At 62.3% G+C, this 12,872-nt stretch carries 11 protein-coding genes; 6 read left to right on the top strand and 5 right to left on the bottom strand.

Annotated features, from left to right (window positions below):
* The first annotated feature begins 58 nt into the window (after positions 1–58).
* From MOP87_RS12685 to MOP87_RS12695, 3 genes are read left to right on the top strand one after another with little or no spacing between them, the layout of a single operon-like run.
* Positions 59–1,666: a carboxyl transferase domain-containing protein gene (locus tag MOP87_RS12685; protein WP_027916225.1), complete on the top strand. Its 1,608-nt coding sequence runs from the start codon at positions 59–61 to the stop codon at positions 1,664–1,666.
* Positions 1,667–1,670: 4 nt separating this feature from the next.
* Positions 1,671–2,486: a gamma-carboxygeranoyl-CoA hydratase gene (locus MOP87_RS12690; RefSeq protein ID WP_242809591.1), complete on the top strand. Its 816-nt coding sequence runs from the start codon at positions 1,671–1,673 to the stop codon at positions 2,484–2,486.
* Positions 2,483–4,435, top strand: a complete 1,953-nt coding sequence (locus tag MOP87_RS12695; RefSeq protein WP_242809592.1) for an acetyl/propionyl/methylcrotonyl-CoA carboxylase subunit alpha — start codon at positions 2,483–2,485, stop codon at positions 4,433–4,435. Before MOP87_RS12690 ends, MOP87_RS12695 begins: the two co-directional genes overlap by 4 nt.
* A gap of 64 nt (positions 4,436–4,499) precedes the next feature.
* Here the strand turns inward: MOP87_RS12695 and MOP87_RS12700 are convergent, their stop codons facing one another.
* Positions 4,500–5,153: a S24 family peptidase gene (locus MOP87_RS12700; protein WP_028686559.1), complete on the bottom strand. Its 654-nt coding sequence runs from the start codon at positions 5,151–5,153 to the stop codon at positions 4,500–4,502.
* Between the two features lie 130 nt (positions 5,154–5,283).
* Between MOP87_RS12700 and MOP87_RS12705 the strand changes: the two genes are divergently transcribed.
* On the top strand, positions 5,284–5,595 hold the full coding sequence (locus tag MOP87_RS12705) for a hypothetical protein (protein WP_028686560.1): 312 nt from the start codon (positions 5,284–5,286) through the stop codon (positions 5,593–5,595).
* 439 nt (positions 5,596–6,034) lie between these two features.
* Positions 6,035–6,550, top strand: coding sequence for a DUF4880 domain-containing protein (locus tag MOP87_RS12710; RefSeq protein WP_242809594.1), 516 nt, complete (start codon positions 6,035–6,037; stop codon positions 6,548–6,550).
* A 37-nt stretch (positions 6,551–6,587) separates the two neighbouring features.
* Here the strand turns inward: MOP87_RS12710 and MOP87_RS12715 are convergent, their stop codons facing one another.
* The 4 genes from MOP87_RS12715 to MOP87_RS12730 all read right to left on the bottom strand — a co-directional run bounded on the left by MOP87_RS12715 (position 6,588) and on the right by MOP87_RS12730 (position 11,799).
* Positions 6,588–7,841, bottom strand: a complete 1,254-nt coding sequence (locus tag MOP87_RS12715; protein WP_049695745.1) for an OprD family outer membrane porin — start codon at positions 7,839–7,841, stop codon at positions 6,588–6,590.
* A 63-nt stretch (positions 7,842–7,904) separates the two neighbouring features.
* Complete coding sequence (locus MOP87_RS12720; protein WP_027916232.1) at positions 7,905–9,209, bottom strand: citrate:proton symporter; 1,305 nt, start codon at positions 9,207–9,209, stop codon at positions 7,905–7,907.
* Positions 9,210–9,327: 118 nt separating this feature from the next.
* On the bottom strand, positions 9,328–10,647 hold the full coding sequence (locus MOP87_RS12725; RefSeq protein WP_242809596.1) for a dicarboxylate/amino acid:cation symporter: 1,320 nt from the start codon (positions 10,645–10,647) through the stop codon (positions 9,328–9,330).
* 72 nt (positions 10,648–10,719) lie between these two features.
* Positions 10,720–11,799 carry a 4-oxalomesaconate tautomerase gene (locus MOP87_RS12730; protein ID WP_027916234.1) on the bottom strand — a complete coding sequence of 360 codons (1,080 nt, stop codon included), beginning with the start codon at positions 11,797–11,799 and terminating at the stop codon, positions 10,720–10,722.
* A 147-nt stretch (positions 11,800–11,946) separates the two neighbouring features.
* On the opposite strand from MOP87_RS12730, the gene MOP87_RS12735 reads away from it, so the two are divergent.
* Complete coding sequence (locus MOP87_RS12735) at positions 11,947–12,840, top strand: LysR family transcriptional regulator (RefSeq protein ID WP_027916235.1); 894 nt, start codon at positions 11,947–11,949, stop codon at positions 12,838–12,840.
* The last annotated feature ends 32 nt before the right edge of the window (positions 12,841–12,872 follow it).

Consider the following 12,872-nt stretch of genomic DNA (forward strand, 5'->3'; position numbering starts at 1 on the left):
GGCCACACTGGCCAACCTTGCAGGGCCGCGCCAAGGGCGCGCCACTGCACCAGGAGTCATGATGATTCTGAAATCCCAAGTGAACCCCAGGTCACCCGAATTCGCCCAGTGCCAGGCGGCCATGCAGGCCCAGGTGGACAACCTGCGTGAACTGCTTGCCCAGGTAGCCCAAGGCGGCGGCGCCAAGGCGCAGGAGCGGCACACCTCGCGAGGCAAACTGTTGCCCCGCGAGCGAATCGACCGTCTGCTCGATGCCGGTTCTGCCTTTCTCGAGATCGGCCAGTTGGCTGCACACCAGGTCTATGGCGAAGACGTTCCGGCAGCCGGCCTGATCGCCGGGATCGGGCGCGTGGAAGGCGTGGAATGCATGATCGTGGCCAACGACGCCACGGTCAAAGGTGGCTCCTATTACCCGTTGACGGTGAAAAAGCACCTGCGAGCGCAGACCATCGCCTTGCAGAACCGCCTCCCATGCATCTACCTGGTGGATTCGGGCGGCGCCAACTTGCCGCGTCAGGACGAGGTGTTTCCCGACCGTGAACACTTCGGGCGGATTTTCTTCAACCAGGCCAACATGAGTGCACTGGGCATCGCCCAGATTGCCGTGGTAATGGGGTCATGCACCGCAGGCGGCGCCTATGTGCCAGCGATGGCGGACGAGGCGATCATGGTGCGCCAGCAGGCCACCATCTTCCTGGCCGGTCCACCGCTGGTGAAGGCTGCCACGGGCGAGGTGGTGAGTGCCGAGGCGCTGGGCGGCGCCGATGTACATTGCCGTACCAGCGGTGTAGCCGACCATTACGCCGACAATGACGAGCATGCCCTGGCGCTGGCCAGGCGCTGCGTGGCCAATCTCAACTGGCGCAAGCTCGGCGCCGTGCAATGCATGCCACCGGTTGCGCCCTTGTATCCAGCGCAAGAGCTCTACGGCGTGATTCCGGCTGACGCCAAGCAGCCTTTCGATGTACGCGAAGTCATCGCACGGCTGGTCGATGGCTCGGTCTTCGATGAATTCAAGGCCCTGTTCGGAACGACCCTGGTGTGCGGTTTCGCTCACCTGCACGGCTACCCGATCGCCATCCTGGCCAATAACGGCATCCTGTTTGCCGAGGCTGCGCAAAAAGGCGCGCACTTCATCGAACTGGCTTGCCAGCGCGGTATCCCGTTGCTGTTCCTGCAGAACATCACGGGGTTCATGGTGGGCAAGAAGTACGAAGAAGGCGGCATCGCCAAGCATGGCGCCAAGTTGGTCACAGCCGTGGCCTGCGCGCAGGTGCCCAAGTTCACGGTCATCATTGGCGGCAGTTTCGGTGCCGGTAACTACGGCATGTGCGGGCGCGCCTACGACCCGCGCTTTCTCTGGATGTGGCCCAATGCGCGCATCGGGGTGATGGGCGCCGAACAGGCTGCCGGCGTGCTGGTGCAGGTCAAGCGCGAGCAGAGCGAGCGCAGCGGCGAGCCGTTTGGCGCCGAGGACGAGGCCAGGCTCAGGCAGCCGATCCTCGATCAGTACGAGCATCAGGGCCACCCCTACTATTCCAGCGCGCGCCTGTGGGATGACGGCGTCATCGACCCGGCGCAGACCCGCGATGTTCTGGGCCTGGCCTTGTCCGCTGCGCTGAACGCACCGATCGAACCGAGCCGCTTCGGCATATTCAGGATGTGATCCCATGAGCGATTTCACTACGGTAGAAGTGAGCCACGACCCACGTGGCTTCGCCACCTTGTGGCTCAGCCGCGAGGACAAGCACAACGCCTTCAATGCCTTGATGATCCGCGAGCTGAACATTGCCCTGGGGCAGCTGGCCGATGACGCGGGCGTACGCTTCGTGTTGCTGCGCGGGCGGGGGCGGCATTTCAGTGCCGGGGCCGACCTTGCGTGGATGCAGCAGTCGGCGCAGCTGGACTTCAACACCAACCTGGATGACGCACGCGAGCTGGGCGAGTTGATGTATGCACTGCACCGCATCAAGGTGCCGACCTTGGCGGTGGTTCAGGGCGCCGCATTCGGCGGTGCCCTGGGCCTGATCAGTTGCTGCGACATGGCCATTGGCGCCGAAGACGCCCAGCTGTGCCTGTCGGAGGTACGCATTGGCCTGGCGCCGGCGGTCATCAGCCCCTTCGTGGTCAAGGCCATCGGCGAGCGCGCAGCCCGCCGTTATGCACTTACGGCAGAGCGCTTCAGCGGCGCGCAGGCCCAGGCGCTTGGGTTGTTGGCCGAGGTGTACCCGGCCAGCCAATTGGAGGCCAACGTGGGTCAGTGGGTTGAAACCCTTTTAGCCAACAGCCCCCAGGCGATGCGCGCGACCAAGGAGCTGCTGCGCGAGGTCGATGGCGGTGCCTTGAGCCCCGGCCTGCGTCGTTATTGTGAGAACGCCATCGCGCGCATTCGTGTAAGCGCCGAGGGCCAGGAAGGCCTGCGGGCGTTTCTGGAAAAACGCCAACCTGCCTGGCAAGCCAATGCGAACAAGGAGCCACACCCATGAACCGCCCGCCATTGACAACGTTGCTGGTGGCCAACCGCGGCGAAATCGCCTGCAGGGTGATGCGCACCGCCAAGGCCATGGGCCTGACCACGGTGGCCGTGCACAGCGCCATCGACCGTAATGCCCGGCACAGCCGCGAAGCCGATGTGTGCGTGGACCTGGGTGGCAACAAGGCGGCAGACAGTTACCTGCAAATCGACAAGCTGGTGGCGGCGGCCAAGGCCAGCGGTGCCCAGGCCATTCACCCGGGCTATGGCTTTCTTTCGGAAAACGCAGACTTTGCCCGCGCAGTCGAAGCCGCTGGCTTGATGTTTCTGGGCCCGCCAGCGTCAGCCATCGACGCCATGGGCAGCAAGTCGGCAGCCAAGGCCTTGATGGAGGCCGCAGGCGTGCCGCTGGTGCCGGGCTATCACGGCCAGGCACAGGACCTGGAGACCTTCAGGCAAGCCGCCCGGCACGTGGGCTACCCGGTCTTGCTCAAGGCCAGCGCCGGGGGTGGTGGCAAGGGCATGAAGGTGGTCCAGGACGAAAGCCAATTGGCCGACGCCCTGGCGTCGGCGCAACGCGAAGCCCTGTCATCATTTGGCGATGCGCGGATGCTGGTGGAAAAGTACGTCTTGAAGCCGCGCCATGTGGAGATCCAGATTTTCGCCGATCGCCACGGTCACTGTCTGTACCTCAACGAGCGCGACTGCTCGATCCAGCGCCGTCATCAGAAGGTGGTCGAGGAAGCCCCTGCCCCAGGCCTTTCGGCAGATCTGCGCCGCGCCATGGGCGAGGCGGCAGTACGGGCGGCCCAAGCGATTGGCTATGTTGGGGCCGGCACCGTGGAGTTCTTGCTCGACGCCCGTGGCGAGTTCTTTTTCATGGAAATGAACACGCGCCTGCAAGTGGAGCATCCCGTCACCGAGGCCATCACCGGCCTGGACCTGGTGGCCTGGCAGATTCGTGTGGCCTGCGGTGAGCCCCTGCCCATCACCCAGGACCAGGTCCCGCTCAACGGTCATGCCATCGAAGTGCGGCTGTACGCCGAAGACCCTGCCAATGACTTCTTGCCGGCCACTGGCACCCTGACGCTGTACCGGGAACCGGCTTGCGGTGCAGGCCGGCGCGTGGACAGCGGTGTGAGCGAAGGCGATACGGTGTCGCCCTTCTACGACCCGATGCTGGGCAAACTGATCGCCTGGGGCGAAGACCGGGAACAGGCTCGCCTGCGTTTGCTGGCCATGCTGGATGAGTTCGCGGTAGGCGGTGTCAAAACTAACATCGCCTTCCTTCGACGCATCCTGGCCCATCCTGCATTCGCAGCAGCCGAGCTGGATACCGGCTTCATCCCGCGTCATCAGGATGTGCTGTTGCCCACCGCGCAGGCCTTGTCGGATGAGGGCTGGGAGGCTGCAGCCCAGGCGTGGTTGCAAAGCGAACCGCCCCGCACACGTTTGGATGACCCCCACTCCCCATGGGCCCAACGAGACGGGCTGCGCCTGGGGGCGGGCACCTCGACGACTGTGCATCTGGCCCGCAACGGCCATGATCAGGTCATTACGCTCAACCAGACGTCCCAAGGCCTGTGGGCCCTGCAAGGCGATTGGCTGATGCGAGAGCAGTCAGGCCTGCGCACTCGCCACCTGGCCATTCGCAGAGGCGCCAGCCTGTATCTGCACTGGGACGGAGAGCTCCACACCTTCGAGGCATTCGACCCGGTTACCGAAGCGGCCATCGACCTTGCCCACCAAGGCGGCCTGACCGCTCCCATGAACGGCAGCATCGTGCGAGTCTTGGTAGAGGTAGGCCAGGCGGTAGAAGCGGGTGCGCCGCTGGTGGTGCTGGAAGCCATGAAAATGGAGCACAGCATTCGGGCCCCCAAGGCCACCACGGTCAAAGCCTTGTTGTGCCAGGAAGGCGACATGGTCAGCGAAGGGGCAGCATTGGTCGAGCTGGAATCTTGAGCGCCTCGGGGTCGCGGTGCCCGACGGCCTGCGGCCCTTGCCTCACCGCTCGGGCCACGTGGCCTCAGAACGCGCCGTGTACCCGCACCACCACCCCCAGGAACTCGCAGCCGGTTTCGCACAGCACCGTGGGGTAACGGGTGTTCAACGGCTTGAGCATCTTGTCACCGCCTTCTTCGACCAACTGGCGTAGCACAGGCGCTTTGCCAGGCTGGCGGGCAATCACCAACCGGCCGGGCTCGGCTGGCAAGCCGGTGTCGACCAGCACGCGCATGCCTTCCGGCACGCTCTTGCCGCTGGCGGCGTTCATCGAGTCGTTTTCCACGGCAAGCCAGAATGCATTGCCCGCAGGCATGTAGTCGGTCTGCTCATGTATCTCACTGGTTTCAGGCAAGGGGCCCTGCAAGTCCGCCCACTTGAGCACTGGAAAGCGGAAGCTCGCATAAAGCAGGGCCTGTGCGGAAACAGGCGGCTCAGCGCCGTAATTGCCGGGAGATTCACGCACGAGGTCGCGCTCGACCACCATGACCTGCGCCTCCAGAAAGACCAGCCCGAGCTTTTCCAGTTTTTCGTTGATGGTCTCCAACGTAGGGCGGCGCGTGCCGCGAAGCCAGTGCCCTACCCCACCCTGCGTCATGCCCAGGCGCTCGGCCAGTTTCAACTGGCTGAGGTTGTGTTCGCGCTTGTAGCGCTTGAGAAATGCATTCCAGTTTTCCATGAGCGGCAACAATACGGACTGTATTGGAAGCAGCAATACACAATCTGAATTATTTATCTGGCGCTAGAAAATACAAATTGACCTATGCTCTGAGTTCATTGTGTTTGATGAGAACCTGGAAGGTATCGCAATGAAACATCCGAAAAACGACGAAACAGATCTCGACAGCGAAGCCGCCCGCCGCGCGCTTGATTATTACCTGAACCCCAACCCGCCGCGTCCCACGCCCGAAAACAGGATCTGGACGCTTCACGAGGGCGTCACACGCGATCAAGCCCAGGAGCACGCCATCGCCCTGCTGCGCTGTGCGGCGGCAACCGCCCAGGAAACCGCCACCCACCAGCATGGTAGCCAGCGAGAACTGATGTTTGCGTTGATGCACATGATGGACATGGCTCGCGCGCTGCTGGAACACCAGCGCACGGCAGACCCCGCCGCTTGAGGCAGGTAGTGGAGAATGCGAGGGGTCAAAGTTGGCGCATGGCGTGTGAAGCCAAGGCCCTGATTTGGGGGACAAGGAAGCGCAGCGGTAGGTATTCTACCGTCATGTATAAAAAAATCATTTGACTGGCAAATGATAACGATTATTATTGCACTCAGCTGATCGCGAGATCCGCTGGATAACCCGGAGCTTAGGTCGCTCTCGGATTATCTCCTCATCAGGCTAATCACGGTTTTTGACCCAGCTTTTTGCTGGGTCTTTTTTTTGGCTCTTCAGGCTAATGAAGATCGTGATGGCGGCGATGGTAGCAAAAGTGTTTCCAAGGGTGAACGGCCGTTACAAAAGTTTGCCGGTTCAGCACTTGAGAATCAATCTCGTTCAGCTTAAGCTCAGCGTCACGGATGCTCTCCCAGATGCTCGCTTCAGCAAGGAACTGCTCATGACCCGCATGCTCTTGCGCCTCCCCACGCCCTTACCCAAGCACGCTGCCGATAGCGATGCTGCCCTGTTGCTCGCACTCAAGCGCCTGCCACGCGCTGCGCGCCAGGTGTTTCTGCTAAGCCGTCTCGATCAGTTGGCCCAGGCCAGGGTCGCCACACGTCTTGGCTTGCCGCTACGCAGTGTCGAGCGTCTCATGGTGCAGGCGTTGCTCGCCGTCCAGCCCCGCCCCGATGCCCCGACGCGCCAGGCAGCACAGTGGTATGTGCGTTTGCAGAGCCCGGACGTCACCGCATGCGAGCGTATCGACTTTCGTCGCTGGCTGGACGCCTCGCCCAACCACCTGCAGGCGTTCCACGCCACCGAGCTGTGCTGGCGCAGCTTGTACGAGCCTGCACTGGCCCTGGGCCGCGATGGCTGGTATCGCAAGGGTCGCGCTGCCCTGGCGCTGAGTGGTTGCTCCTTTGCTGCCGCGCTGGGCATGGCCGTATTGATCATGCTGGGGCTGTGGGCGTGAAACGGTTGCCAGCGCACGCGTCTTGATGCTCGCGACCTCACCACAGCGCGATATCGTACGTCAGGTACAGCCGATTGCTGTCACGGCCACGCGCAAAGTCCGAGCGGTACACGTAGTTGCGCAGCTTAACGCCAAGCCCTTTGGCGGGGCCTGATTGCACGACATACGCAAGCTCTGCATCGCGCTCCCACTCGCTCAGACCCGCCGCGCCAGAACGGCCGTTATCGCCGCTCAGGTAGCGGGTCATGAAGGTCAACCCCGGCACCCCGGCCGCTGCGAAATTGTAGACATAGCTCGCCATCCAGGTCTTTTCATCTTCTTCGATGAACTTGCCAATGCCCACGTTGCTGAATGAATACACCGTCGCCCCGCTGATGTACGGCAGCCCCGCTTCGCCATTGAGCGCTTGATAACCTGCACCGAACGTGTGGCCGGAATGCGTGTAGGCGATTTGCCCGCTGAGCATGTCATTGTCGATCGGGCCACCGTAGGCCGCACCGCTGCTTTTGCTTTTGAAATAGCGCAGGTCCGTGGTCAGGACACCGCCAGCCAGCGCATGGTCGTGAATCACCCCGGCGAAGTCCTGACGATAGAAATGCTCGAGCTGACCGTGATAGTAGCTCAGGCGCAGCTGTTTGCTGACGGTGTAGTCGGCGCCGGCGAAGCTGAAGTCTCCGGCTTCGCCGCCACTGTAGCCGTCCAGGTACAGGCCGGTGCTGTTCGAAGAATCGCGCTGTTTGAAACGGGTCAGGTGCCCTGCCGTGAGGTTCAGGTTATCGATTGCGGCACTGGTGACCTGCGTACCCTGGTAGGTTTGCGGCATCAAGCGAGCATCGTTGTGCACCAGCACTGGGGTCTTGGGCAACAAGGTGCCATGCCTGACGACGTTCTGGCCAACACGCGCCTTGAAGGTACCGCCCGCACTGGCGAACGCGTCGGCGGCCCGGCCGTCGTCATGCACAGGCAACAGGCCCGTGCCACTGCGGCCACGCCCCGAATCCAGGCGCACGCCCAACAAGCCCAGTGCATCGAGCCCCACGCCGAGGGTACCGGGGGTGTAACCCGACTGATAATCGAGCAAGAAGCCCTGCGCCCACTCGGTACGCTCGCTCTTGGCGGTGGCTGCGGCGCGGGGGCTCATGCCCTGTTCGTCGCGAAAGTTTTCGTTGAAATAGACATTGCGCATTTGCAACTTGAGCTTGCTGTCATCGATGAAGCCAGTAGCGCCGGCCACAGGCAGGCAGCCGCAGAGCAGGCCACACGTGGCCCCTCGCACGAGGGTCAAGGACATGATCGGTACTCTATTGTTGTTTTTGGGGTGTCAGCGATGGCGGGCGCCTGGCGCCCGCACCATTCAGACGAAGAACGACAACGCACCGGTCAACACCGCCAAGGCGGTGATGACCAGCGAAGTGAGCACTGCCCACTTCACCGTGGCCTTCTGGAAGTCGCCGATGTCCTTGTCCACCATGCCCACCAGCAGCAGGGTCGAGGCGACCAACGGGCTCATCAAGTGCACCGGCTGACCAAGCACCGAGGCGCGGGCGATTTCAACAGGGTCGATGCCATAGGCGGCGGCAGCATTGGCCAGGATCGGCACCACCCCGAAATAGTACGCATCGTTGGACAGCACGAAGGTAAGCGGCATGCTGGTCAGCGCCACCACCAGCGGGAACCAGTGGCTCCAGGCTTCCGGGATCCAGTCCACGAGGGTTTGCGCCAGGGCATCGACCATCTTGGTGCCCGAGAAGATGCCGGCGAAGATACCAGCGGCGAACACCAGCAGCACCACGGTCATGGCGTTGCCCGAATGGGCCAGGATGCGTTCTTTCTGCAGTTCCAGTTGCGGGTAGTTGATCATCAAGGCGGCAACGAAACCGATCATGAACAGGATCGCCGCGTGCATCAGGCCCAGCACCAGTGCGGTCATGACCACAATGACCAGCACCAGGTTCACGTAGGCCAGACGCGGACGCTTGTGGGGCGTGTCACCCAGGATTTCCTTGATGTAGCAATTGCCGCCGCCGGACTCCAGGGCCACGTTGCCGATGCGGCGTCGCTCGGCACGCCCCAGCAAGTAGGCGGTGAACACCACCCAGGCAGCCCCACCGATCACTGTGGGCAGCATGGGAATGAAGTAGTCGGTGGCATCGAGCCCAAGCGCTGCGATGGCACGGGTGGCAGGCCCGCCCCAGGGGCTCATGCCACTCATGATGCTCAACGACAGCATCGACACCGTTGCCAGGATCATCGGGTTCATGCCGATGCGCTTGTACAAGGGCAGCATGGCGGCGCAGGTGATCATGTAGGTGGTGGTACCGTCACCGTCCAGTGCCACCAGCAGCGACAGCAATGCAGTGCCAATGGCGATCTTGATGGGGTCGCCGTTGACGCGCTTGAGGATCTTACGGATCAGAGGGTCGAACAGGCCGGCATCGATCATCAAGCCGAAAAACAGGATGGCGAACAGCAGCAAGGCGGCCGACGGGGCCACCATTTTCAGCCCGTCGAGCATCATCTTGCCAAGGTCAGGCGCAAAGCCCCCCACCAGCGCGAAGACGATCGGTACGACCGTCAAGGCGACGATCGGGGACAGGCGTTTGCTCATGATCAGGTAGGTGAACGTCACCACCATGATCAAGCCCAGGAGTGCGAGCATGGCTTTTCTCTCTTGTTTTTATCCGGGTTGGGCCGCCGATGGCGCAGACGAGCCCCCTACCCGCGCGCGTTCCTGCACGCGGGTTGCTGCGTTTTGAGTTCAGGGTGTAGCGGACGTCTTAGCCGTGGTGGCCTGGCTTGGCGACCCAGGCGGCGTCGGGGCCTACCGTGGCCGGTGCCTGCTCGGCCACAGGCTCGCCATTGAGGCGACTGAGCAGAACCTGCTTGTCACACGCATTCTCGGAAATCGACACCACCACGGTGGCCACGGCATTGCTGGCAAGGCTCGTGAGGGCGCGGGCTTCGGACATGAAGCGGTCGATACCGATCAGCAGGGCCAGGCCTGCCAGCGGAATGTCATGGACAACGGTCAGGGTCGAAGCCAAGGCCACGAAGCCGCTGCCGGTCACGCCCGCTGCGCCTTTTGACGACAGCAGCATGATCGCCAGCATGGTCACCACCTGGCCCAGGCTCAGGTCGATGTTGCAGGCCTGGGCAATGAACACGGCGGCCAAAGACAAGTAGATCGCCGTGCCGTCGAGGTTGAACGAGTAGCCGGTGGGCAGTACCAGGCCAACGACCCCCTTCTTGCAGCCAAGCTTTTCCAGCTTCTCCAGCATGCGCGGCAACACCGGTTCCGTGGAAGAAGTGCCCAGTACCACCAGGAACTCTTCGCGGAAATAGCGCAGCAGCTTCCACAGGCTGAAACCATGGGCGCGGCAGATGCCGCCCAGCACGACCAGCACGAAGAACGCACAGGCGATGTAGAGCGTGCCGATCAGCTTGGCGAGCGACCCCAGCGAGGTCACGCCGTACTGCCCGACCGTGAACGCCAGGGCACCGAACGCACCGACCGGTGCGAAACGCATGAGGTAGCCGAAGATGCGGAACACCATGGTCGAGACCGCTTCCAGCACATCCAGCACCGGCTTGCCCTTCTCGCCCATGGACGACAGCGCGAACCCGCTGAGCACGGCGATGAACAGCACCGGCAGCACTTCACCCTTGTTGAACGCCCCCATGAAGGTGTCCGGGATGATGTGCATGAAGAAGTCCACCACGCCCAGCTTGGCGGCCGAGGCGGTGTACTGGGTCAACCCTTCGGTGCTCAGGGTGGCCGGGTCGATGTTCATGCCGACCCCTGGCTTGAACAGGTACACCGCGGCCAGGCCGATGATCAGGCTGACGATGGTCAGCCCCAGGAACAGCAGCAGTGTCTTGCTCATCAGGCGCCCGAGCGAGCGCTTGTCGGTCATGCCGGCTATACCGGTGACGATGGTGCAGAACACCACGGGCGCGATCATCATCTTGACCAGCTTGATGAAGGCATCGCCCAGAGGTTTGAGCGCAACGGCCTGTTGCGCCCAGAAGTGACCGACCACTACACCCAGCAGGACGGCGCAGAGGATCTGGAAGTACAGCGATTTGGCAAGTTTCATGAGGCATCACCCATTGTTCATATTGTGCGGATGCGCTTGTTGCAAGGTGCCGCGGTCAATCCATGCAGGTGGCTAGCCAGCCAACCTGCGCAAGGTAGGCGCGTAGACGAATCCTGAAAAGAGCCGCCGGGCAGTACGTACCACCGAGGCTTGCAAGGTCTTGCCATCGGCGCCGCTGCGTGACAACGCGACGTCGATGCCACCGCTTGGATGCTCAAGGCGAACCTGGCTCAATTCCAGGGCGTGTTCACCCAGCAGATCCACAATGACGCTGCCAGGGCTGACACAGGCAGTGGCCAGCCCTACAGCACCCGTGATCGCCAGAGCACGGTGGCAATTGTGCGGCATGAAGTAGCGCACCTGGAGCGTGCCGTCGTAGCGCGGCTTGGACACCAGCACTGGCTTGGGTATCACCATGCCACTGACGTCGCCCAGGCCCATGGCCTTGCCGGCTTTGAGCCGCAGCGCTTCAAGACGCTTGAGCAGAGGGCCGTTGGCGTCGAGCTCGTCGGGCGTTTCGGCGCCGGTCATGCCCAGGTCACTGGCCTGGATGACCATCATGGGCATGGCCATGTCGATACAGGTCATCGGCACGCCATCGATCACATCCTTGGCTTGCCCGGTAGGAAACAGCTTGCCGGTCTTGCTGCCAACCGCATCGAGGAAGGTCAGGTGCACCGGCGCGGCGGTGCCCGGCACGCCATCGATGGCGGTACGCCCTTCATAGCGCACGATGCCACCTGGGGTTTCCACCAGCGAGTTGACGAAGGTGCCCGTGTTCAGGTTACGGATGCGCACCAAGGTCTTGCCTTCCTGGCCCTTGACCAGCCCCTGCTCGATGGCGAAGGGGCCGACCGCGCACAGCATGTTGCCGCAGTTGGGCGCAGTGTCCACGCGGCGCTGGGCGACCATCACCTGCACGAACAGGTAATCGACGTCGGCGTCGGCATGCAGCGACGGGCTGATGATCGCGACCTTGCTGGTCTGCGGGCTGCCGCCACCGATACCGTCGATTTCCAGTTCATGACCGGACCCCATCAGGTCGATGAGCAATTCATCGCGCTCGACCACATTGGCAGGCAAGTCCCACGCATGGAAAAACGGCCCCTTGGAGGTGCCGCCGCGCATGAGTACGCAAGGAATTCGTTGCATGATTTCGCACTCTTGTTGATCAATGGACATCATTGATGCCGTGAGCAAAAGAGTGACAGGGATGGATAAATCATTCCAATGCAAATATCGTAGTGATTATTCCGTTTCACAAAACAATAATAGGCATTTTTGGTGAGGAGGTGACTGGTGGAATATGAGCTTCAAGACATACGATCTTTCGTCAAAATCGCCGAACTTGGGAGCTTTCACGAGGCTGCCGAGGTATTACACCTGTCCCAACCGGCTCTGAGTCGACGGATCAAGAAGCTAGAAGAAGGTCTGGGCACGTCGCTGCTGGAGCGCACTACGCGCCGCGTCAGCCTGACCAGCGTGGGCCGTGATTTTCTGCCCAAGGCCAGGCGCTTGCTGGACGACTTCGAGGATTCGATTCTCAGTATCCGGGAGTTGGCCGAGCGTCAGACCGGGCAGGTCACGCTGGCCTGTATCCCGACTGCAGCGTTCTATTTCCTGCCGTCGGTGATCCGCGACTACAACGACCAATACCCCAAGATCCGCATTCGTTTGTTGGACCTGAGCGCCAATGATGGCCTGGAGGCCGTGCTGCGGGGTGAAGCCGATTTTGGCATCAACATGATGAGCGGCCAGCACCCGGACATCGAGTTCGTGTCGTTGGTGCAGGAGCACTTCGTGCTGGCCTGCCGGCGCGACCACCCTCTAGCGAACCGCGATGCGGTGACCTGGACCGAGCTTGCCGACTACCGTTTGATCGGCGTGGGTCGATTGAGCGGCAACCGCATGCTGCTCGACCACGCCCTGGCCGGGCTGAACCTGCGGCCCAAATGGTTCTACGAAGTGCAGCACCTGTCCACGTCGTTGGGCATGGTCGAGGCCGGCCTTGGCGTCTCGGCCATGCCTAGCCTGGCCATGCCCAGTGCAGACCACCCGACCCTGGTAAGCGTGCCGTTGATCGAGCCGGAGGTGACCCGCACCTTGGGTCTGGTCTACCGCCGCGGCGCCTCGCTGTCGCCGGCGGCAGAGAAGTTCGTGTCGATCCTGCTGGAGAAATGGCCGAACCGGTGAGCATGAAACATTCTTAACGCCGCTTAATTTAG

Source organism: Pseudomonas sp. I3-I5, assembly GCF_022699445.1.
Lineage (GTDB): Bacteria > Pseudomonadota > Gammaproteobacteria > Pseudomonadales > Pseudomonadaceae > Aquipseudomonas > Aquipseudomonas fulva.